16 protein-coding genes are annotated in these 23,211 nt (G+C 57.4%); 13 read left to right on the top strand and 3 right to left on the bottom strand.

Annotated features, from left to right (window positions below):
- Window positions 1-155: 155 nt before the first annotated feature.
- From UH5x_RS04435 to UH5x_RS04455, 5 genes are all read left to right on the top strand, one after another.
- Window positions 156-1,331 carry a sialidase family protein gene (locus tag UH5x_RS04435; protein WP_482634850.1) on the top strand — a complete coding sequence of 392 codons (1,176 nt, stop codon included), beginning with the start codon at window positions 156-158 and terminating at the stop codon, window positions 1,329-1,331.
- Window positions 1,331-2,296, top strand: coding sequence for a dihydrodipicolinate synthase family protein (locus tag UH5x_RS04440; RefSeq protein WP_482634851.1), 966 nt, complete (start codon window positions 1,331-1,333; stop codon window positions 2,294-2,296). Before UH5x_RS04435 ends, UH5x_RS04440 begins: the two co-directional genes overlap by 1 nt.
- Complete coding sequence (locus UH5x_RS04445) at window positions 2,293-5,004, top strand: sodium:solute symporter family protein (RefSeq protein WP_482634852.1); 2,712 nt, start codon at window positions 2,293-2,295, stop codon at window positions 5,002-5,004. The genes UH5x_RS04440 and UH5x_RS04445 overlap by 4 nt, the downstream gene beginning before the upstream one ends.
- A gap of 3 nt (window positions 5,005-5,007) precedes the next feature.
- Entirely contained in the window at window positions 5,008-6,183 is a 1,176-nt protein-coding gene (locus UH5x_RS04450; RefSeq protein WP_482634853.1) for an AGE family epimerase/isomerase, read from the top strand.
- A gap of 101 nt (window positions 6,184-6,284) precedes the next feature.
- Window positions 6,285-7,988, top strand: a complete 1,704-nt coding sequence (locus UH5x_RS04455) for an Ig-like domain-containing protein (RefSeq protein ID WP_482634854.1) — start codon at window positions 6,285-6,287, stop codon at window positions 7,986-7,988.
- 10 nt (window positions 7,989-7,998) lie between these two features.
- On the opposite strand, the gene UH5x_RS04460 is transcribed toward UH5x_RS04455, so the two are convergent.
- A complete protein-coding gene (locus UH5x_RS04460) occupies window positions 7,999-8,868 on the bottom strand; it encodes an AraC family transcriptional regulator (RefSeq protein ID WP_047816991.1) in 870 nt (289 codons plus the stop codon).
- Between the two features lie 314 nt (window positions 8,869-9,182).
- On the opposite strand from UH5x_RS04460, the gene UH5x_RS04465 reads away from it, so the two are divergent.
- From UH5x_RS04465 to UH5x_RS04480, 4 genes are all read left to right on the top strand, one after another.
- The gene (locus tag UH5x_RS04465; protein WP_482636126.1) at window positions 9,183-9,995 is read left to right on the top strand and encodes a PIG-L deacetylase family protein; all 813 of its coding nucleotides are present in this window, start codon (window positions 9,183-9,185) and stop codon (window positions 9,993-9,995) included.
- Window positions 9,992-10,825 carry a glucosamine-6-phosphate deaminase gene (gene nagB / locus UH5x_RS04470; protein WP_083435158.1) on the top strand — a complete coding sequence of 278 codons (834 nt, stop codon included), beginning with the start codon at window positions 9,992-9,994 and terminating at the stop codon, window positions 10,823-10,825. The genes UH5x_RS04465 and nagB overlap by 4 nt, the downstream gene beginning before the upstream one ends.
- Window positions 10,822-11,955: a Gfo/Idh/MocA family protein gene (locus UH5x_RS04475; RefSeq protein ID WP_482634855.1), complete on the top strand. Its 1,134-nt coding sequence runs from the start codon at window positions 10,822-10,824 to the stop codon at window positions 11,953-11,955. The genes nagB and UH5x_RS04475 overlap by 4 nt, the downstream gene beginning before the upstream one ends.
- A 243-nt stretch (window positions 11,956-12,198) precedes the next feature.
- Complete coding sequence (locus tag UH5x_RS04480) at window positions 12,199-13,533, top strand: Gfo/Idh/MocA family protein (RefSeq protein ID WP_482634856.1); 1,335 nt, start codon at window positions 12,199-12,201, stop codon at window positions 13,531-13,533.
- A gap of 218 nt (window positions 13,534-13,751) precedes the next feature.
- Here UH5x_RS04480 and UH5x_RS04485 read toward each other — a convergent pair whose 3' ends face one another.
- Window positions 13,752-15,287: a sulfatase-like hydrolase/transferase gene (locus UH5x_RS04485; protein WP_482634857.1), complete on the bottom strand. Its 1,536-nt coding sequence runs from the start codon at window positions 15,285-15,287 to the stop codon at window positions 13,752-13,754.
- 419 nt (window positions 15,288-15,706) lie between these two features.
- Between UH5x_RS04485 and UH5x_RS04490 the strand changes: the two genes are divergently transcribed.
- The 3 genes from UH5x_RS04490 to UH5x_RS04500 all read left to right on the top strand — a co-directional run bounded on the left by UH5x_RS04490 (window position 15,707) and on the right by UH5x_RS04500 (window position 20,619).
- On the top strand, window positions 15,707-17,203 hold the full coding sequence (locus UH5x_RS04490) for a hypothetical protein (RefSeq protein WP_482634858.1): 1,497 nt from the start codon (window positions 15,707-15,709) through the stop codon (window positions 17,201-17,203).
- The gene (locus tag UH5x_RS04495; protein ID WP_482634859.1) at window positions 17,200-20,175 is read left to right on the top strand and encodes a PVC-type heme-binding CxxCH protein; all 2,976 of its coding nucleotides are present in this window, start codon (window positions 17,200-17,202) and stop codon (window positions 20,173-20,175) included. The genes UH5x_RS04490 and UH5x_RS04495 overlap by 4 nt, the downstream gene beginning before the upstream one ends.
- A gap of 75 nt (window positions 20,176-20,250) precedes the next feature.
- Window positions 20,251-20,619, top strand: coding sequence for a VOC family protein (locus UH5x_RS04500; protein ID WP_482634860.1), 369 nt, complete (start codon window positions 20,251-20,253; stop codon window positions 20,617-20,619).
- 469 nt (window positions 20,620-21,088) lie between these two features.
- Here UH5x_RS04500 and UH5x_RS04505 read toward each other — a convergent pair whose 3' ends face one another.
- The gene (locus UH5x_RS04505; RefSeq protein WP_482634861.1) at window positions 21,089-22,447 is read right to left on the bottom strand and encodes a Gfo/Idh/MocA family protein; all 1,359 of its coding nucleotides are present in this window, start codon (window positions 22,445-22,447) and stop codon (window positions 21,089-21,091) included.
- A 184-nt stretch (window positions 22,448-22,631) separates the two neighbouring features.
- Here UH5x_RS04505 and UH5x_RS04510 point away from each other — a divergent pair, with 184 nt between their 5' ends.
- Entirely contained in the window at window positions 22,632-23,171 is a 540-nt protein-coding gene (locus UH5x_RS04510; RefSeq protein WP_482634862.1) for a M50 family metallopeptidase, read from the top strand.
- Window positions 23,172-23,211: the final 40 nt, after the last annotated feature.

The raw sequence follows: 23,211 nt of genomic DNA on the forward strand, positions 1-23,211 counted from the left end.
GAAGGCCAACGCCACCTTGGCCCAGCCTCACATGCTATAACGCCCCTCCCAATCCCGCCTCGCCTCTCCCTCCCGCCAAACATTCCTCAACGGAGTCCGTTGTGCCCCGCCTGCATTCCCCCCTTTTGCACCGTCCCTCTGCGTGTCATGCGGCTGTGTCTTTCTTGATCGCGACGATCAGTGGCTGCTGCCTCTCCTCGGCATCATCGAACTTGGTCGCCTCCGAAACAACGACCTCCATCGAACATGGCATCGTCGATGTGTTTGTGCCCCAACAAGATGGCTACCCCGCCATTCGAATTCCCTCCATCGTCACGACCCAACAAGGCACATTGTTGGCCTTCGCGGAGGGTCGCCAGGGCGGAGACCATTCCGAGAACGATCTGATCATGAAACGCTCCACCGATAACGGAGCGACTTGGAGTGAGGTGATCGTCCTCAACGACCAAGGCAAACTCTCACTGAACAACCCGCAAGCCGTCGTGCTGGCATCGGGACGGGTTCTCGTGATGTACCAGCGAAGCAAACTGGGCGAACGAAACGCATCCGACGGTCACGGCCCTGATTCCTTTTTCACGTTTATTCAAACCAGCGATGACGACGGACTGGGGTGGTCGGAACCGCGCGATGTTTCCAAACAGGTCAAACGAGAGCAGGACGTCACCAGCGTCGCTGCGGGACCCGGCATCGGGATCGTCTTGCACCACGGCCCGCGAAAAGGGCGGATCATCATGCCGTTCAACCAAGGCCCCTTCAACAATTGGCAAGTCTACGCCGCCTACAGCGACGACAATGGCCACACCTGGCAAATGGGCGACGTCGCTCCGGGTGATGGCAAGGGACACGGCAACGAAGTTCAAATGGTCGAACTGTCAGGCGGGCGAGTGATGCTGAACGCCCGAACCCAGGGGGCCGGCTCGACCAAACATCGAAAGATTGCGATCAGCGAAGACGCTGGGCAAACCTGGTCACCGCTTGAGATCGATGAGCAGTTGATCGACCCCACCTGCCAAGCCGCCATCCTGCGGTATTCCTGGCCAACAGAAGGAACGAGCCGCCTCCTGTTCTCCAACCCAGCCACTCAAAACAAACGCGAAAACGGTGTGCTTCGGATCAGCTACGACGAAGGCCAGACGTGGCCGAAACAGGTCAAAGTCTATCCCAATGGCTTTGCCTATTCGTGCCTGACACGCCTACAAGATGAACGCATCGGCGTCCTGTTTGAACGCGATGGGTACAAAACGATCAGCTTCACCGCGATCCCATTGGACGCTCTCGAACCAACCGCTTCAAAACCTCAACCAACATCCAACGGCAAGGAGGCCAACTGATGGTCGACGAATCACTCATGGTGCAGCGGATGTCAGGCCGAAAACTCTCTGGCTTGATCGCTGCGACTTACACACCGATGACCGCCACTGGCGACTTGCGTCTCGACGTTGTCCCCAAGATGGTTGAGAAACTGCTCCACGACGGAATCTCGGGACTCTATGTCTGCGGCAGCACTGGAGAAGGCATGTCGCTGACAACGCCTGAGCGGCAATCGGTAGCGGCCGCTTTTGTCGAAGCCAGTGCCGGCCGACTGCCCGTGCTTGTTCAGGTCGGGCACAACAGTTTGCGAGAAGCCCAGGCACTCGCTGCGCACGCCCAAGAAGTTGGCGCCAACGCGATTTCCGCCACGTGTCCCTCTTACTTCAAAGTCTCCAACACGCAGACGCTGGTTCAGTGCATGAAGGAATTGGCATCCGCTGCGCCGGAGACTCCCTTCTATTACTATCACATTCCGATGCTCACGGGATCGAACATCGAAATGCCGGAGTTCCTCACCCAGGCCGACGATGCGATCCCGACGTTGGTGGGATTGAAGTACACCGACACCAAACTTTTCGAATTCCAACGCTGCCTGGAACTGGCCAACCGGCAATTTGATGTCGTTTGGGGATGCGACGAAATGTTGTTGGGCGCCACCGCCACCGGCGCGAGGGCCGCGATCGGCAGCACTTACAACATCGCCGCCAAGCTCTACCGACAAATGACGCTCGCGCTGACCAGCGGTCAACTGGACGCGGCTCGCAAATGGCAATCCCAATCCATCGAGATGATCAGCACCATCGGGCGTTACCCCTTTCATCCTGCCATGAAAGCGGTTTTGGCGATGCAAGGTCTGGAGGTTGGTTCCTGTCGACTCCCACTCGAATCGCTCTCGCCAACGCAAACCCAAGCCCTGCGAAATGACTTGCAGGCAATTGGATTCTTCGATTGGTGCCGTGCCCCGGCGGAGTCCGGCCGCGCATGACCCCTTGTCTTTCCAAACGATTCCGAACGCGTCTTGCTACCCCACGCATTGCATTTCGATCTGGGATCCGAGTTCTGGTTTCACTGGCAGCCATCACGCTGAGCAACATCGTGCTGGGAATCCCCGCTGCTCTCGTGCAAGCGGACTCAAGCGACTGGTTGCAGTGGGACGAACTTCCCTCCATCCCAGATCCACTCGGCGTTGCTGGTCCCTTTGTCGGTGTCGATGGGGATGCATTGATCGTCGCCGGCGGTGCAAACTTCCCGCGTCCCGTTTGGGAATCCAACAAGGTTTGGCACGATTCAATCTACGTCCTGACGGAACCCGACGACTCAACAGCCACCAACTCCCAATGGATCGATGCCGGTCGCCTCCCAAGGGCGACGGCCTATGGCGCATCCGTTTCGATTCCCCTGGACGTGTCACCACACCATGGATTGCTCTGCATCGGCGGAAACGACGCGGCAGAAACTTTTCGCGAGGTCTTCTTGCTTCAATGGGATGCGACCACCCAAACAATTCGGCACCAACCATTCCCTCCGCTCCCGGAGCCTTGCGTTCATGCCTCGGCAGAGCGAATTGGGCAAACCGTCTATGTTGTTGGCGGGCAACGTGGCAGTGACCTTTCCACCGCAACATCGGCTGCTTGGACGCTGGACCTGAGCCAATCCCAAGACCCGAGTTTGCTGGTTTGGAGGCGTCTTCCGGATTTCCCGGGCCCTTCCCGCGCACTTCACGTGACCGCCGCCCAGCACGATGGCTACGAGACATGTCTGTACGTCATCAGTGGACGCCGGCAGGCAGCAAGTGGAGTCGAATTCCTGACTGACACGTGGGCGTATCGTCCCAGCGACCAAACCTGGCAACAAAAAACCGACATCCCGCACTCCATGGCGGCGGGAACTGCAACGCATGTTGGACAAAGCCACCTGGTTGTCTTGGGCGGCGATGACGGCAGCCTGTTTGGGCAAGCGGATGATTTGAAGGACAATCACCCCGGTTTTCTCAAGAAGACGTTTGCCTATCACACGATCACGGACACCTGGACGGAAACCGGCAGCAGTCCCGCGAATCACGTGACCACCACGGCGGTGCATTGGAACGATGCGATCGTGGTCGCAACCGGAGAAGTCCGTCCCCGAGTTCGTTCGCCGTCGGTGTACCGCGTCTCCGTCCACGCCCCAGATCGCAGCTTTGGAACCTTGAACTACGTCGTTCTGTTCAGTTACCTCCTGTCGATGGTTGGCATCGGCGTCTACTTCGCTCGTCGCAACCGAAACACAGACGACTACTTTCGCGGTGGAAGTCAGATCCCATGGTGGGCGGCTGGCTGCAGCATTTTCGCAACCATGCTCAGCTCGGTGACCTTCACCGGCATTCCATCCAAGGCGTTTGCGCAAGACTGGACGTATTCGATCGGCAACTTCACGATCCCGCTGGTTGCGATCGTGGCGGTGTATGTCGCGATGCCGTTCTTTCGCCGAATCGATGCGACCAGTGCCTACGAATACCTCGAGAAACGATTCAATCGCTCAGTGCGTTGGTTTGGCAGCCTCAGTTTCTCGCTGTTCCACGTGTTTCGAATGGCGGTGGTGATGTCGCTGACCGGGCTGGCGTTGTCGGTCGCGACACCACTGACGCCACAACAATCCGTGCTATTGATGGGCGGGCTCAGCATCGCCTATTGCACGATGGGCGGAATCGAAGCGGTCATCTGGACGGACACGATCCAAACCGTCGTGCTGCTTGGCGGCGCCTTCCTAGCCATCCTGTTGATGCTGTCCGCCACCGACGGTGGATTCGCGGGAAGTTGGTCGCATGCAGTCGACGCCGACAAGCTTCGACTGGCAAACTTTCACCTCAGTCCGACTCACGCCCAAATCGCATTGTGGGTGATCGTGTTCGGTGCGATTGGGCAAAACCTGTCCTCCTACACCGCCGACCAAGCCGTCGTCCAGCGATACATGACCACCGCTTCCCAATCGCTGGCGGCTCGTTCGATTTGGACCAATGCCGTGCTCACCATCCCGGCAACGTTGCTGTTCTTTGGAATTGGCACGGCGCTACACGGTTTCTACCATTCGCATCCCGAGCGACTTTCACCGGCGATCACAACCGATCAAGTCTTCCCGCTCTTCATCGCCCGAGAGATGCCAATCGGAGTGGCGGGGCTGATTGTCGCGGGTGTGTTTGCTGCAGCCCAGTCCACGGTCTCCACCAGCATGAACTCGACCGCGACCGCTCTGGTCACCGACTTCTTTCGACCACTGAATTTGTGCCGAGACGAACGTGGTTACCTGTTTGCCGCTCGGACCCTGACGTTCCTCATCGGCGTTTTGGGAACCCTGTTTGGGTTGGTCTTTGTCGATCCCAGCATCAAGTCACTCTTCGACACATTCATTGTGGTGATTGGCCTGTTCATGGGAGTCCTGGGCGGACTGTTCGTCCTGGGAGGGTTGACCACGCGAGCCAACTCGGTCGGCGCGATGGTGGGCGCCGCCATCGGCGCCACGACCATGTTCGCGTTGTGGCAATTCACTGACGTCAACGGTTATCTCTACACAACCTTTGGCATCTTGAGCTGCTTTGGATCGGGCTACTTGGCCAGTCTGCTGACGTCACCGCCCAGCGAATCCTTGTCAGGATTGACGATTCACACGCTGGTTGAGAACCAAGCCAAACCACACACCGCCCAACCGGAGTCGTGACCTGTGGATCCAACGCGGCGCAATGAACTGATCAAGGTGTACCGGGACGGTTTGCTGAACGACACGGTGTCGTTTTGGACGAGGCACGGTGTCGATCGGGAACACGGCGGGTTCCTGACCTCGCTGAATCGCGACGGAACCGTGATCGACACCGACAAGGGTGTGTGGCAACAAGGCCGCTGCACCTGGTTGTTCGCCGAACTCCACAACAACGTGGAACCTCGCGAAGAATGGCTTCAGCTCGCCATCCACGGTGCAACGTTCCTCGACCAACATTGCTTCGATCCCTTGGACGGTCGAATGTGGTTCCAGGTCACGCAGGATGGCCAGCCCATTCGGAAGCGACGCTATGCCTTCTCGGAGTGCTTTGCCGCAATTGCCTATGGAGAACTCGCTCTGGCCACAGGGGAAACTCACTACCGCGAACGTGCGATCCAAACATTCGAACGATTTGTCGACCACAACTTAAGCAGCGAAGAGGCCGCCTCAAAGTTCACCGGGACGCGTCCGACACGAGGCATGGGATTCCCGATGATCACCATCGCCACCGCTCAAGAACTGCGTCAATCCATTGGTCTGGAAAATGCCAAAGACTGGATCGACCGAAGCATCGCCACAATTCGCGAATTTCACTTGAAGCCCGACATCGAGTGCGTGATGGAAACCGTGGGCCTCGACGGCCAGATTCTCGATCACTTTGACGGTCGCACGCTCAACCCTGGACACGCGATCGAAGGAGCTTGGTTTCTCCTCTGGGAAGGCCATCTCCGCAAAGACGCTTCCTTGATCCAAACGGGCTGCCAAATGCTGGATTGGATGTGGCATCGTGGCTGGGATCGGAAACATGGAGGCATCCTCTACTTTGTCGATGTGCATGGTTTGCCGGTTCAAGAGTACTGGCACGACATGAAGTTCTGGTGGCCTCAAAACGAAACCATCCTGGCAACCCTGCTCGCTCATCTGCTGACCGGCGACGACAAGTACGCTGATTGGCACAGGCAAGCTCACCAGTGGGCGCACTCCCATTTCCCCGACGCCCTGCACGGCGAATGGTTCGGATACTTGCACCGCGACGGCAGCCTCAGCAGCGAACTCAAAGGCAATCTCTGGAAGGGGCCATTCCATCTGCCAAGAATGCAATACATGGCTTGGAGATGGCTGGAGAAAGATTTCGCCTGAAGGCAACCCTCCCAGCATCGAGCCGGCGACTCGCCTACAATCCGGAGAGGCAATACGCGCGAATGAACGCGTGAACTCGCGAACCTCCTGGGGCACATGTGATGAGACTTTCGCTGCTAGCCATCGTCGTTTGGCTGTGCGTTGCCACTGGCCACTGTTCGCTTTCGGCGGACGAGAACGATCTGTTCACCATCGTCGGAGAGCAAACGATCCAAACAGTTTCCGTCGAGGTCACCGCCCCCAACGGTGATCCGATCAAAGGTGCCGTGGTGACCCCATGGGCACTTCGCTACTCGCAAGGCCACGGCCATTGGCTCAGCAACGGAAAAGACCGTTCCGAGATGATGCCTGAATCTGCCCGCACAAACGAAGACGGACTCGCCAACGTTTCGTATCCGTTCTATCGCGATGCCAGTGAAAAGTCGCGAACCCTGCAAGTGTCCGTGCATGTTCGACATGAGTCATTCAGTTTGCCAGATGCGATTCACGTCGACGTTCCGTCCGACGACGTCTTTGCCATCGAAATGCAACCGGCGGCGAGCATCCTTTTCCGGCCGATCGTCCCGAATGACGATGACTTCACTCTGGACCAAATCCAAGTTCTTCGCTCCGACATCGGGTCTTGGGAAAATAGTTACCGACGGGAGATCCAAGACGATCAAGTCCGCGTCAATCAACTCTATCCCGGCGCCACTGATTTTCTATTGGTTCGACTGGTGGACGGCAAACCAACGCATTTCAGTGAGATGATGGAAGTCGAGCTCAAGCCCGGGATGAACACTCCGGTGGATGTACCGCTGCACCCCGCAACTTCGGTCCCCGGAAAACTCGCAGACAGTGTTTCCCGTCCTGTCATCGACGGCCGTCTCCTGGCGATGACCGTTCCGCCCAAGTCAGCTCGAGAACGTGCGACGTGGCAGACCTGGACTCATGTCGATGCCGATGGAACCTTTTTGATTGAAGGCTGGCCAAGAGATCAATCCATTCAGATCATCGGACTCACAAAAACGCATCGGGTTCACCCCACTGGATCAGACCCAAAGCGGAGCAGTCGTCTCGGGAATCCCGTCATGGTCGATCCGCCGTTTGACACTCCCCTCATTCTGGAAATGGAAACGCTGCACGTCTGCCAAGTTCAGGTGCAAAGCCTCGACGACAAACCACTTGGCGACGTGAAAGTGACTGCCTATCCGAACGTCCTGTGGACCAATTGGGGATCTCAAGTGTACGGCACCCCTCTGACTCGGAGCGCGGACTTCTTTGATGCTCCCAACTTGCTCGCCTACTTCCAAAATCGACGAGACCAGCCCCGCTTTCCATCTTTGTTTTCAGACCGCACCAATCGGAATGGCCTCGCCACCATCAAACTGCCTGTTGGCACTTGGGGGCTCTACGTTGACGACGATCGCTACGAGATCCCAATTGTGCTCGGACGCCGGAACGTTCAGATGGAAGTCTCCGACGACACAGGGAACTCAATCGTCGTGCGGTTGGTTCCCAAAGGCACGGACTTGCTGGGCGACTACGACAAACTGGCGGGCGTCGTCTTCGGATGTTCCACGCGAGAAGGAGAAAGGATCTGTGCGTTGCCAGAAGTCCGTGAAAAGATGGATGAGTTTGTGCGTCGAATCCAGGAAGCCAAGGACCCGCAAGATCCCAAGATCCTCGCCGAGGCATTCATGGTTGTCTCGGATGCGTTCCTCAAAGCCGGTGACCAGGACGAGGCGGCGAAGTGGCGGCGAAAAGCATTGAAAATGAAGGTCAAACTGACTCGAGCGATTTCAAAGGAAGAATCCTCCAACTGATTCCATTCGTTCAAACCGCGATGCGAACACGGTTGCGATATTCACGTGGCGTCATCTTTCGGTGCTGCTGAAAGCGTCGGTTGAAATTCGACAAATTCTGATACCCGGACTGTTGACTGATCGACAGAATCGAATCTTCCGTGTCAGTCAACAAGCGACAGGCAAACCCGATTCGCAGTTCGTTGATGTAGGCGGACACAGTTCGCCCCGTCGACTGTTTGAAAAACCGGCTGAAAGCGGACGCGTTCATGTCTGCTAGCTCCGCCAGTTCACGATGCGTCAGTTCTGGATTGGTGAGGTGATGCGTGATGTGGTCGCAGATGACCTGAATGCGGGTCTCCACCTCTTCGTTGTTACTGGTTCGATACAAATGGGACGCGAGCGGCTCGCAATCCGAACAGCCCGCGAGTTCATCCAGAATCGATAGCAAGTTCACCAAGCGGCTCGCTCCTCGCTCCGTCTCCAAGTCCATCATCCGGTTGCCAACCGACTCAGCCATCCCAGCCGGAAACCACAATCCTCGACTGGCACGCTGCAGCAACTGGTGAATCTCCACCATCTCGTTGAGCCGAAAGAAGTGCGGCCCCAAGAAGTCGGGATGAAACTGCAACACCATCGCGGAGTGCAAATCGTAAACCTGACCTCGGTATTCATCCGAAGCCCACGTGTGCGGCAACTCAGACCCCAGCAACACCAGGTCGTGATCGGTGTAGCTGCCAATGTGGTCGCCAACCATTCGGGACCCAACTCCAGACGGGATGTAGGTCAGCTCCACTTCGGGATGGCGATGCCATTTCACCGGTGACTGCAACGACGCGCGATTGAAACATCGAAACGATTGCCCACCGTCGGGGACCAACTTTTCGTAGGAAGCTTTCATGCGGCAGACCTTGGCGAAGCCATGACAGGTGATCAAGTGAGAGTGAACGAGCGGCGTGGTGAGAGACGTTTCGAAGCTCGCTTGCCAACGCGTCCAAAACGAATCACGGGGCGAACGAACGCATCAAGATGCATCGTCCCTAAATGCGCACAACGAGTATCACTTCTCAGAGAACTGCGCACATTTTCATAAAACGCTTTGCCGACGCGCAAACAAAGTACCACAAAATGGCAACTGTCGTGGAGAAACGACTTTCGCAACTCTGCAGAATGGGCCACGACGAATCGCATCCCCCAAACGTGAGTCATCCCGATATGCCAATCAGCCCCTCCATTCCCGACCGAAAAGTGGCCCTCGCGTTCATGGCACATCCCGACGACGCGGAGATCAGTTGCGGCGGCACCTTGATTCGATTGCAACAGTCGGGCTGGGAAGTTCATATCGTTTCGGTCACCGCTGGCGATTGCGGATCGATGAACATGGGGCCCGATGAAACCGCCCGAATTCGTTTCCAGGAAGGCACTGACGCAGCCCATTTGATCGGCGCCACATTTCACACATTGAGTGAACCGGACGGACGTCTCGTGTACGACCGTGAAGCGTTGCAAAAATCAATCGACCTCTTTCGACGCATCGCGCCGACTCTGGTGATCACGATGCCGATGTCGGACTACCACGCCGACCATGAGATTTCGGGTCAACTCGGTCGAGCCGCCAGCTTTGTTTACGCCGCTCCCAATGCATCCCGTGAACCGGTCCTCGATGGTTCAAGGGTTCCCTACCTGTACTACACCGATGGACATGACGGGCAGGATCGGATGGGCAACTTGATCACGCCCACCTCGTACGTTGACATCAGCGACCAACTCGAAACCAAGACACGCATGTTGGCTTGCCACCATAGCCAATCGGAATGGTTGCGATCGCACAACGGCATCAACGAATACTTGACCGCGATGCAAGCCCACAGCCAAGCTCGAGGAACCGACATCGGAACGCATGCGGCAGAAGCCTTTGTGCAGCATCGTGGCCATGGCCACCCCGGTGACGACTTGCTGGCGGCACTTTTCCCGAGCCAACATTCATCCCGTTCGCCCGACTCCGCAATGCATGCGTCTCACTCATGAGCAGTACCTTGGAAAGCCCGTCGCCACTCAATCACTCAACGAAGTCAACACCAGGACTGTCTGTTCTGAAGTTGCCAGATCCCGGCGTCGCCAGCAAACGCGTCGCGAGAGAGATTGGGGCCTTGATCCGCCAACGTGCCTCCGAAAACCGGAACTGTGTTCTCGGACTGGCGACCGGATCGACTCCGATTCGTGTCTACCGAGAATTGGTACGAATGCACCGGGAAGAGGGACTTTCCTTCCACAACGTGATCACGTTCAACCTGGACGAGTACTTTCCGATCAAACCGAATGCCGCCCAAAGCTATGTTCGTTTCATGAACGAACAGTTGTTTGATCACATCGACATTGTTCGCACCAACGTTCACATTCCCAATGGGACGATTGAGTTGGAAGCCGTTCCGGGGTATTGCCGCGACTACGATGAATTGATCGCAACGACCGGCGGCATTGATCTTCAACTGCTAGGAATTGGACGCACCGGGCACATCGGTTTCAACGAACCAGGTGCCACCCAAGACACACGAACCCGGTTGGTCAAACTTGACAACCTCACACGGCTGGATGCCGTCAAAGACTTTGGTGGCATGGACCACGTGCCACTGCTCGCGATCACCATGGGCGTGGACTCGATTCTGCAATCCCATCGAATCCGATTGCTCGCATTCGGCGAACACAAAGCCGACATTGTCCAACGTGCCATCGAGGGAACGATGACCTCCGCGATCCCAGCTTCGTTTCTGCAGTCGCATCGTGACGTGCAATATTTGCTCGACGACGCCGCTGCGGAATGCCTGTCACCGTCCACGACTGGAGAACTCTCGCAATGAGTGCGTCCGACGACACCTCCCCCCAACCACGCGTCCGCATTCTGTGCGTGGGCGCCGGCAACATGGGACGATCTCATGCGTTGGCGTACCAAGCCATCGACGGCTTCGAGATCGTTGGCATTTGCACGCGATCCAAAGAATCGGGAGCCAAACTGAACGAAGAACTTGGCAGCGACTACCCCACTTACCAAGACTTCGACGAAGCGCTGCAGGCGACTCAGCCGGATGCGGTTTGCGTTTCCACTTGGCCCGACACGCACGCTCGCTTCGTGACGACTGCCTTGGAAGCCGGTTGCCACGTCTTTGTCGAGAAACCGCTCGCTGATTCGGTGCAGGCCGCCGAATCCATCGTGGCCTCGGCCTTGGCAACCAACCGCAAAGTGGTGGTCGGATACATTCTGCGACATCATCCAAGTTGGAACCGGTTCATCGAAATCGCTCACACTCTGGGCAAGCCCCTGGTGATGCGGATGAACCTCAATCAGTCTTCCTCCGGTGCAACCTGGGAAACTCACAAACGGCTGATGTCAACCGTTTCCCCGATCGTGGACTGTGGCGTGCACTATGTCGATGTCATGTGCCAAATGACCGGTTCGCGACCAGTCCGTGTTTCCGGAATTGGTGCCCGTCTGACCGACGAACTCCCGGAGGGAATGGTCAACTACGGCCAATTGCAGGTCACGTTCGAAGACGGTTCGGTCGGTTGGTACGAAGCCGGTTGGGGCCCCATGATGAGCGAGACCGCATTCTTCGTGAAAGACGTGGTCGGACCGAAGGGCTCCGTCTCAATCGTTGCGGAATCCGCTTCGTCGACGGGACAGAGCGACAACGTGGACGCTCACACCAAAACCGAATCGATCCGCCTGCACCACGGCAAACTCAACGCCGAAGGCAACTTTGCCCGCGACGACGAATGGATCCATTTGGAAGATGAACCCGACCACGATGGACTATGCCATCGCGAACAACAATTCTTCTTGGATGCAATTCAACAAGACAACGATTTGACGGCCCATCTTCAAGATGCGGTCAACTCGATGAAAATTGTCGCTGCGGCGGATGAGTCCTTCCGCACCGGCAAAACAATCGAACTGCAAAGCCAAGAAGCAGTCGGCAGCGAAGGTCTTTAAGATCTGCCGACTGTTTCAAATTCGACTTCGTGGAGCCCGTTTGTCGGGCGAAGCGAATGGGAAGGACGAGGTCACGAAATCCGCTTGACTTGCTTCCCAGAAGATCCGTGGCCTCGTCCATTTCCCTTCCCAGCGTTCCCGCCGCCAGTCGTTTGTTCTGGCGCACTCCTACCTGCCTGTTTCTGTCCTTCCCAATCGTGATGCCGCGATTGTTCCTTTTGACAATTTCCAAGTGAGCCTGATATGAATGCCAAGCTGAACCGCACCACTTCTGAACGTCAGACCACCAGTCGCCGCGATGTCCTGCGTCGCGGTGCGACCGCCACCGCAGCCCTGGCGGCCACCGTTGGCGCCAACCAAATGGTTCACACCCAAGCCGCGTCCACCGACCCCGATCGCAAAATCAAAATCGGAATCGTCGGTGCCGGAGGACGTGGCACCGGTGCCGTCAACGATTCACTCACGATCAACGACAACATCGAACTGGTCGCAATCGCCGACTTGGACCAAGGCAACGCGGAACGTCTCCGCACAGGAATGAAACGTCGACACGCTGACAAGATCAACGTCGCCGACGACCGCATCTATTCCGGGCTGGACGCCTACAAGAAGGTCTTGGCCGACCCCGATGTGGAAGTCGTTTTCTTGACGACCTCGCCTGCCTTCCGTCCGTTTCATATCGCCGAAGCAGTCAAAGCGGGCAAACACGTCTTCGCTGAAAAACCATCCTGCGTCGATCCCGCTGGCTACCGCATTTGTGTGGCTGCTCACGAAGAAGCCAAGAAGAATGGCACGGCAATCGTCACCGGCACCCAGTACCGTCGCCAAAGCAACTACATGGAAGCGGTCAAACGAATCCATGACGGTGAAATCGGCGACGTCATCGGCATGACCTCACGCTATTGCAGCAACGGCATCTGGTACAAGAACCGTGGCGAAGGCGTCAGCGACACCCAGTACCAACTCAACAACTGGATGCACTTCATCTGGTTGTCCGGTGACCAAATCGCCGAGCAAGCCGTCCACAACATCGACCTGATGAACTGGGTCATGCAAGGCCCACCCGTCAGCGCCTATGGTTCGGGCGGGCGCTTCACTCGTCCCGACGACAGCGAAATGTGGGACAGCATGTGCATCGACTATCTGTACACAGACGATCGCCCCGTCTCGTTCATGTGTCGCCAAATCCCTGGCACAACCGCCGAGAACGGCAGCACCGTTCGCGGAACCAAGGGCTTCGCCGTCATCGGTGCCGGAAGCAGTGGGTCGACCTTCCTGGATCGCAGCGGCAAAGAAACCTTGAAACTGGAAGGCAGCATCGCCGACGCCTACCGTCAAGAACACAAGGACTTGATCGACTCGATTCGGTCCGGTGAACCCATCGTCGAATTGCTCGAAACGGCCAACAGTTCCTTGACTGCCGTGATGGGCCGGATGGCAGCCTACACCGGCAAGAAAGTCACCTGGGACTTTGTGGCCAACGAATCGGAACTGGATCTGTTCCCCAAAGACTTGCAATGGGACGGCAGCCGCCCCGAGCCAAGCTTCGCCATCCCTGGCAAAACCAAACTCATCTGATCGCGTTCTCCGAACGTTGATTTGAGTTCCAACATCAAAGCAGAACAGTTGTCATTCAGCTGTTCCTCGGGGCGGCAATCGGGCCGTCCCTTTTTGTGCCATCACTTCGATCAGGCACCATTGCATGCATCCGCCAACAAGGCATGCAGCAGGCACTGGTGAAGTGAACCAGGCCCATCAGCCTCGCTGAATCGTTGGCTTGCACGTCTCCCGAGTCATCAACGCAATTGGAACGTCTGCTCGAACTTCGGCATTCCATTCTCGATCCAGCTCTTCCGCCCCGCCGCCGTGTCATGCCACTCCGGTGAGACAAGCGTCTTGCTCCAATCGGCTCCCTCGTGGACCCGGCGTTTCAAGAACTCACGGTTGGTTGATGCCAGGTCCTTGGACTCAGCCGCATCTTCGACAACATTGTGGACCTGCCACTTTCCAAACTGCTTTCGGTACGCTTTCCAATCGCCGTTTCGGATCGCGACCTCATTGCCTCCGCCGTGATGCCGCAGCCAAAACAGAGTGTCGTGAGCATGCGGATTGTTGCCGGACGTCAGATCCTGCCAAACATCGTTGCCGTCCAGAACCTTGCCAACCGGAACGGCAGCGTCCGCCAAGCCCGCAAAAGTCGGGTAGAAATCCAGTGCCGTCACGGGATGTGGAAACACGGTTCCCGGTTCCAAGTGCCCCGGCCACACGATCAACATCGGCACGCGAATTCCTCCTTCGTGCGTGGAGCCTTTGTCGTCTTTCAACGGAGCGTTGTTGGCCGCTTGTAAAATCTTGCCGCCGTTGTCGCTGAGGAAGACGATCAGCGTGTCCGCCGCGATGGAATCACTTGAATCGCCGTCCTGGTTGGGGTCCTTCAAGGTCTGCTTCAGACGCAACACCCCACGATCGACTGCGTACATCATGGCAATATAGTTCTGGCGTTTGTCGTAATCTCGAAAATCCACTCCGTTGCCAGGGTTGGACGGTTCGTGATCAGGAAACAACGCCTTGAGGTCCTCCGTCTTTCCTTGCAGTGGTGAATGCGGTGCGTTGTATGCCAAGTACAAAAAGAACGGCTGATCGGCGTCATTGCTTGCGATGAATTCGACGGCTTCGTCGGTCAACGTGTCAGTCAGGTAGGCACCTTCCGGCGACTCGATCGACTGCCCATTTCGTTCCAAGAGATACTGGTAGTCATTCACCTTCGGTTCGATCTTGTCCGACACCGACGGGTAGTACAAATGACCGCCTCCCAAGAAACCATAGAATTGGTCAAACCCGCGTTGGTTGGGGTGAAACGGTCTCTTGCAACCAAGGTGCCATTTGCCCACACACCCAGTGCGATACCCGGCCTGCTGCAGAACGGAACCGATCAACACCTCCGTTTCAGGAATGCCCTGGTCGTTGTAATCCAACAGATCGAGGGATTCATTTGGCAGGTTCTTCTGCCCACCAAAACAATGTGGCATCCGTCCCGACAGCAATGCCATCCGGCTCGGACCACAAAATGGATGCGACACATACGCCTGAGTGAACATCACCCCCTCGTTCGCTAACTGGTCCAGATGGGGAGTCACAACATCGGTCTGCACGCCAAAGTGCGCCGCGTTGAACCCCACATCCGCGTATCCCAGGTCATCGCAAAGGATCAACAGGATGTTGGGACGCTTCGCTGGTAAACGCGGCGTTTCTTCGGCGAAACCATGGATGACGGATCCCACCATGGGGAACGTCCACCCACAGGCCAACCAAAACAAACAGGTGAGACGCATAGAGTTCATTCGAGCCATTCCCGTTGGAGTCAAACAGAAGCCCCGGCTTCAATCCCCAGACATTCAAAGATTCCGAGCGAAGGCAAGTTTAACGCAATGTTGTGCCAAAATTTCGACAAAAGGCCACCTTCGCAGTCCCTGCCTTCCAGGGACGTTCTCAGCCCCATCGCCTTGGTTTCAATCTGCTACCATAGAGCCCGCCCGCTTGAGCAACTCAACTCGACAAGTGCAAGCGGATACTCCCACCAACAACTCCCCCCTGATCGCCATCCATCTCGAATGGACACGACCACGTTGGCCCGGGTTGGCATCGTCATCGCACCCATGATCTTGGAACGAGATCCGTTGCAATGCCTGCCTCACCTCCGGAATTCGTCGGTCTGAATTCGTGTGCATGGCAGCTTGCTCGGAGACCTGCCATGACATCTCGTTCCCTTGTGAACTCCCTTGCTCCCTTCCTGTTGACCATGTGCCTGGTCAGCGAGTTTGTCTTTCCAAGCAGCTTGCTCGCCCAGTCCGAAACGACCAAGTCAGATTCTCGCCCCCAGCCAATTCGATTGGCAACCTTCGATGTCGATGCGACGCCACCGGTGGGATCCATGATGGCGTACGACCGCGTCAAACGAGTCGAAGAAATGACGCTCCGGGCTCGGGGCATCGTGATTCTCGGCGCGGACGCCCCGATCGTGCTGTGTGCCGTCGATTGGATTGGAATTGGAAACGAAGGTCACGATCAATTCCGAAGCCGACTGGCCAATGCTGCCGGAACGACACCCGAACGAGTCGCTGTTCACACCTTGCATCAACACGACGCGCCCCGATGTGACTTCTCTGCAGAACGACTCGTCAACGACACCGGCAAATCCGACCTGGGCCCCTACGACAGTTCACTTGCCCGAGAGGTTTTGAGCCGATTGTTCGACGCGGTCACCGAGGGTATCGCCAGTGCCAAAGAAGTCACTCACGCAGGTTGGGGAACTGCGGAGGTCAAGGAGATTGCTTCCAACCGCCGACTCCAAGATGAAACGGGCCAGGTCTTCGCAACTCGCTACACCGCCTGCCGGGATCCAAAGCTGCGAGCCGAACCGGATGGCACAATCGATCCCGAACTGACATCCCTGACCTTTTTCAGCGGCGACCAAGCCATTGCGGTGATCACGCACTACGCCTGTCATCCACAGAGCTACTACCGAACCGGCGTTCCCAGCCCCGACTTTCCCGGGCTGGCGAGATTCATTCGCGGCCAAGACCGGCCCGACGTGATGCACGTTCACTTCAACGGAGCCGGCGGGAACATCGGAGCGGGCAAATACAACGACGGCTCTCCCGCCAACCGACTGACACTGGCTCAACGTTTGGCCGACGCCATGGAAGCCGCCGCCGACTCCACCGAAAAGTTTGCCATTTCGGCGGACGATGTGAATTGGTCGTTCGCGCCAGTGGCTCTTCCACCCGCGGCTCACCTGGATGCCGAGACTCTTCGAGAAAAGCTGAAAGATTGGAACACGACCGACTACTGGGGCAGCCCCGATGATCTGGCTTGGTTGCTGCGATGCCAGGACGGACACAAAATCGATTTGAGTTGCCTCTCGGTCGGAGACGTTCGACTGTTGCACATGCCCGGCGAACTGTTCGTCGAATATCAATTGGCAGCGAAGGCGATGCGTCCCGATCTCAAGGTGGCCATGGCCGCCTACGGCGACTACGGCCCGGGCTACATCGGAACCGAGGCTGCCTATGGACAAGGCGGCTACGAAACCAGCCCGCGAGCTTCCAAGGTGGCTCCCGAAGTGGAATCGGTTTTGATGCAAGGCGTGCGCACCCTGCTCGAAGTCCCGGAAGAAGATCAGCAAGTGGAAACCGACCAGCCCGTTGAGTCCGCCGCAGAAGACACAAGCGAGGTTCCATCACGATGAAGTCGATCACACGCATCTCGCCAACGAGCAGCATCGTCGTCAGCCTGTTTCTCCTGCTGGCGATGGGATTTCGAATCGCTGTGGCAGAGGAGGACTACGCCGGGGAACTTCCTCGCGTCCCCGCCACCCCGCCTTCGGAAACACTGGCAGACTTCCAAATCGCCGCCGGATTTCAAATTGAATTGATTGCCAGCGAACCGTTGGTGACCAGCCCTGTGGCGATGGAATGGGACGCGGATGGTTCGCTGTTCGTCTGCGAAATGCGAGGCTACAGCGAAGATCGCGACGAGGGAATCTCGCGAATATCTCACTTGGTGGATACAGACCAAGACGGGACCTACGACACCAGCACCATTTTCGCCGAGGGCCTCCTGTGGCCGACGGGTTTGTTCCCTTGGAACGGTGGGCTGTTCGTCGGCGACGCACCCAACTTGTACTACTTTCGTGACACCGACGGCGACGGCAAAGCAGATCAAAGCGAAACTGTCTTGACCGGATTTGGCACGTCCAATGTCCAAGGCCTCATGAACTCATTCCGATGGGGACTCGACAACCGCATTCACATCGCTTGCAGCAGCACCGGCGGAATGATCCGGCGTCCCGAGCAACCAGAATCGGACGCCGTCAATGTCCGCGGCCGCGACATCGCTCTGGACCCTCGCACCGGTGAATTCGAATTGACCAGCGGTGCCGCCCAACACGGGATGTGCTTCGACAATTGGGGACGCAAGTTCGTTTCCTCCAACAGTGATCATCTTCAGCAAGTCATGTATGAGGATCGCTACGTCGGTCGCAACCCGTTGCTGCAACCTGCGTCCGCAAGAATTTCGATCGCCGAAGATGGACCGCAAGCCGAAGTGTTTCGAACCAGCCCCGTGGAACCCTGGCGGATCGTGCGGACGCGTTTGCGAGTCAGCGGCAAAGCTCGGGGGCCCATTGAAGGTGGCGGTCGCGCCGCGGGTTACTTCACCGGCGCCACCGGCGTGACCATCGTGCGGGGCGACGCCTGGCCGGAATCGTTCCAAGGCATGGCGATCATTGGTGACGTTGGCAGCAACTTGATTCACCGCAAACAACTCCATCCCGATGGGCTGAAGTGGATCGGAAAACGAGTCGACCCCAACAGTGAACTCGTCACCTCCACCGACATCTGGTTCCGCCCTGCCCAGTTTGCCAACGCACCTGACGGAACGCTGCACATCATCGATGTTTGCCGCGAAGTCATCGAACACCCCAAGAGTCTGCCTGCCGAGATCAAGCAACACTTGGACCTGACATCGGGACGTGACCGAGGCCGCTTGTACCGTCTGGTTCCTGATGACTACTCACACCGACCCACGCCGAATTTGCTTGCTGCAACGGATGCAGAACTCGTTGAATTCCTGGCTCACCCCAATGCCTGGCAGCGAGAAACGGCGGGGCGTTTGCTGATTGAGCGACAATCCCAAGCCACTCAACCACTTCGTCAATTAGCATCTGAATCGGAATCCCCCCTGGGTCGCTTGCACGCCTTGGCCGTGCTGGATGGTCTCGGACAACTGAACTCCGCAACCATTCTTCCGAGACTCTCGGATCCAATCCCTGAGCTACGCCGATTCGCGATCCAATTGGCTGAACACGTCGAACCCAATGAGAAACTTCGAAAGAAGTTGCAGACGCTTTCCGCCGATCCATCCATCGAGGTTCGCTATCAACTGGCCTTCACGGTTGGCTCCATCACGGGGCTCGACAAAACGGAAACCTTGGCGGCAATCATTCGCCAAAACCCCACCGATCGGTGGATGCAAACAGCGGTGCAGAGCTCCGTCGGCACGGGAGCTGGCAAGCTCTTTGCAGCCTTGCTCGCGCCACCGGTTGACGCTCGTCTGGAGGGCTTCCTAACTCGTCTTGCCGCTCAGATCAACCAACAAGACGACCAGACCGAGATCCAACTCGCGCTCGCCGCGGTCTCGAATCTCTCCTCCTCCGATGGCGGCTTCGCTCTTCCTATCCTGGGTCAATTGCTGCAGTCGCGCACTCGCTCCGGCAGCGTCCTGCACCGGCTTGCTGCGTCAGGCGAGCTGGCCAAGGTCGATGAAACCATGCAGCAGATGCTTGCGTCATTGGAACAGTTGGCAGTGAATGATTCCGCGTCCATCCATGTCCGTGTGGCCGCCATTGCAAACCTACGCTATGCGAGTCTCGAGCGCGTCTCGGAGATTCTGCCGTCATTGATCGACAGTCGCCAACCCATCGAAGTCCAACGCGCAGCGATGACCACCTGGGGACGCTTCGATTCCGATGAAATCACGACAACACTGCTGGATCAATGGAGCGGCCTCAGTCCGAGCCTTCGCGAAACGGCCAGCGAGATTCTGTTCTCACGGCCGGATCGCTTGAAGACCTTGCTCCATGCAATTGTTGCTGGAGACATTCCTATCAGCGAAGTCTCCCGCTCCCGTTTGCAGGTGGCCTCGAAATCCAGCGACTCAGCGATTCGCCAACTGGCGACTGGGCTGCTGGAATCCAGTGGCTCCAAGAATCGCGAAGAATTGGTTCAGGCCTACCAAGTGGCTTTGCAAAAAGAAGGCGACGTGCATCGAGGAAGACAACTCTTCACCGCCCAATGTGCCAACTGTCACCGACTCGAAGATCGCGGTCATGAGATTGGTCCCAACCTGGCCACCGTGAAAGCTCGGGGGGCAGACTTCATCCTCACCAATGTGTTGGATCCCAACCGCGAAGTGAATCCGCAGTACCTGAACTACGTCGCGCTCGATCTGGATGGACGAACTCTGACTGGCATGATCACGGATGAATCCGCGACTTCGATCACGCTGCAGCGGGCAGAATCCGCCAAAGACGAATTGCTTCGTGTCGACATCGAGCTTCTTCAAAGCACCGGCATGTCCATCATGCCCGAAGGTTTGGAGGAACAATTGACCCCGCAAGCGATGGCGGACCTGATTTCGTATTTGATGCAGGTCGAATGAGTCCGCGATGGGCGGACAACGAATCAACCTGTTAAAGTCGCGGGGCCATCCCAATCCCACGACTGAGGAAGTTGAATGTCCAGCCCACACGAACTGATCAACTACGTGGAGATCCCTGCCAAGGATCTTGCCGCGACCAAAGCCTTCTTCGAAGCCTGCTTCAATTGGAAGTTCACCGACTTTGGGCCGGAGTACACCGCCTTCGACAAAGCGGCGGGCCTGGACGGCGGATTCTACCAATCGGAGAAGTCATCCACGACCGTGAATGGTGCTGCGTTGGTCGTGTTCCACAGCAATGACTTGGAGGCCACGCAGGCAAAGGTCCAAGCCTGCGGCGGCCAGGTCGTCCAAGAGATCTTCGCGTTTCCCGGCGGTCGCCGCTTTCACTTCACCGAACCATCCGGCAACGAATTCGCCGTTTGGTCGGACAAAGAACCGGTCTGATTCCGAAGCAGCCATGAGCAGCGATCTCGCAGTTCTTGCGTCTCTTGTCAGTCATGTCCGCAAGGTGCCAAGCCATTTCCTGGCTCGATCGTACGGAGCGGCAAACAGCTGCCGTCGCTCCGCGACTTGGGGACTTGGCTGTCGGCAGGTGACCTTGGGTTGAAACCCAAGGCTTTCGGCTGCCGTCGCTCCGCGACTGGTTGTGCGATTTTGGGTGGGCGACATCAACCGCGGAGCGGTGACAGTTGTCAGCCTCGGGTTTTTAACCCGAGGTCTCGGTCGTCACCACCTTCGCTCAACAAGCCGCCAAGCGGCGGCAGGCCCGAAGTGTCGACACATCCATTGCCGGGGTCGTCAGGCCCCGGATTGATGAACCGCCCGAACAGCAATTTCCCCCGATTCCCTCGCTGCAGGACGGTGCCTACCAGAATGCCAGAAGGTGCCAGCCAGTGTCCTGTCCCCTGGAAGATTACGCTCGATCAGCCGGATGCTGGTACGGAGCCCGGTAGGTTCGCTTGAGTGCCAGCGTGGCCTCCTCGTCTCCCACGATGGTGTGCGTCTCCGGATCAAACTCCAGGGTACGACCAAGGTCCATGGCCACATTCGCCATGAAGCACGACGCGCTGCTGATGTGCCCCTGCTCGATGTCGGCGACTGGTTTCGTGCGGTTGTCGATCGCGTTCAAAAAGTCACGCATGTGACCGCGGATGGCGGAGGCAACGTGCAACTCCAACGACCACTTTTCTTTGTCGGTGACATCGGTGGGGTACTGATCCGTCTCGATCAAGGCTTCACCAGAAATCTTCTTGCCACCGCCGCGTGGTTCGAACTCGAACTTGTTCACACTCAGCTTCAGAGTGCCTTTGTCACCATAGATTTTGGCGGCCCAGGGATACTCTGGGTCCGGAGCACTGCCCCAACTTCGGTGTGTCCAAACCACGTCCAAGTCATCGAAGTCAAACGTTACGGTTTGGGTGTCGGTGATGTTGGCGAGTGAATCCTTTTGAACCATGATCCCGCCCACACTGCTGATGCGTTTGGGCCATCCCAAATCCAATTGCCAGCGCACCAGATCCAGCATGTGCACACACATGTCCCCGACAATGCCGTTCCCGTATTCCATGAACGCTCGCCACTTCCGCGGATGAGTCAGTTCCGTGTAGGGACGCATCGGCGCGGGTCCCGTCCAAGCTTCGTAGTCAAAATGAGGTGGCGGATCGATCGCCGGTGGATTCTTGTTCGCTCGCATGTGGTAGTAACAACACACCTCCGCAAATGCGACGTTGCCCAACAAACCCGCGTCGACGACGTTCTTCTTGGCATCGATCAAGTGCGGCGTGCTGCGACGTTGAGTTCCAACTTGCACGACCCGCCCGGTTCGCCGAGCCGCATCCAACATCGCTTTGCTTTCCAACGTGTCGACGCCGGTTGGTTTCTGCACGTAGACGTCTGCCCCTGATTCAACCGCGGCGATCATCGCCAAAGCGTGCCAGTGATCGGGAGTGGCGATCAACACGATGTCGGCATTCTTCTTGGCAAGCAGGTCCTCGTAGTTTGCGAAAGTTTCCGGTCGCTTGCCCGACTTCTGCCGGGTGGCGATCAGGTCCGCACACTCATCGAGCAACACTTGATCCACGTCGCAAAGCGAAACCACTTCCACCGGCTCGATGTTGAGCAACTGCAGCAAATCGCATTTGCCATACCAACCGCATCCGATCAACGCGACGCGTCGAGGTCGGCGACTTTCATCGGCCGAAGCCGACTTGGCGTGGGTGGCAGCAACGGTGGCAGCGGCAGCGCTGGCTGCTAAAAAGGAGCGACGTTCCATGGCAAATTTCGGAGTGGGGAGTGGGGATGGGAGTGACCGAACAGACACAGACGAACCGGCGAGAGGCAGATTCCCTGAAACGCACATTTTAACAGAGCCAAAGTGACGCGGTGCAACCGGCTTGGCACCGCTCCGCTGGGCAGGCATGATCGCTGCATTCTGATTTCTCATCTACACTGCCACGATGAATTCTCGCGAAACCAACTCTGAATCGGCGGCCCCCAGCCCCATCCCGGCGGCCACCAAGGAACTCATCGCGACCGCATTCCATGAAGCCGGTCATGCTGTGATGGCGCTCGCGGTCGGCCGCAGCGTGCAAAAAGTCACGATCGCTCCCGGCAAATTGCAATTCGGCGGCTCGCGGCTGGGCACGTGCGAGATCAAAAAAGGCCGCTCCAAAGGCAGCAAGGACCAACTCGAAGATGACGTTTTGGTGTTGCTGGCGGGAATGGTGTCCGAGGCTCGCTTCACCGGTGTCTACTGCCAAGCTGGAGCCTCCCAGGATCTTCGCGACGTGTCGGCTCGCTTGTGCACACGGGCCGCATCGCAACGCCAGCACGAAACCTTGCTCAAACGCATGCTCGCGAAAACCGAACACATCCTCCACGACGACGCCAACCTTGACGCCATCCAGGCGATCACGAAAGAGCTGCTGGAAAAGACCACCATCAGCGGCCGCGCCGTGAAACACCATTTTGAGATGGCACAACGTCGGCACGCTTGACTATCAATGCCGATCGGGTCGTTCGCGATCCTTCCTCCGG

This window comes from Rhodopirellula sp. UH5, from assembly GCF_056839225.1.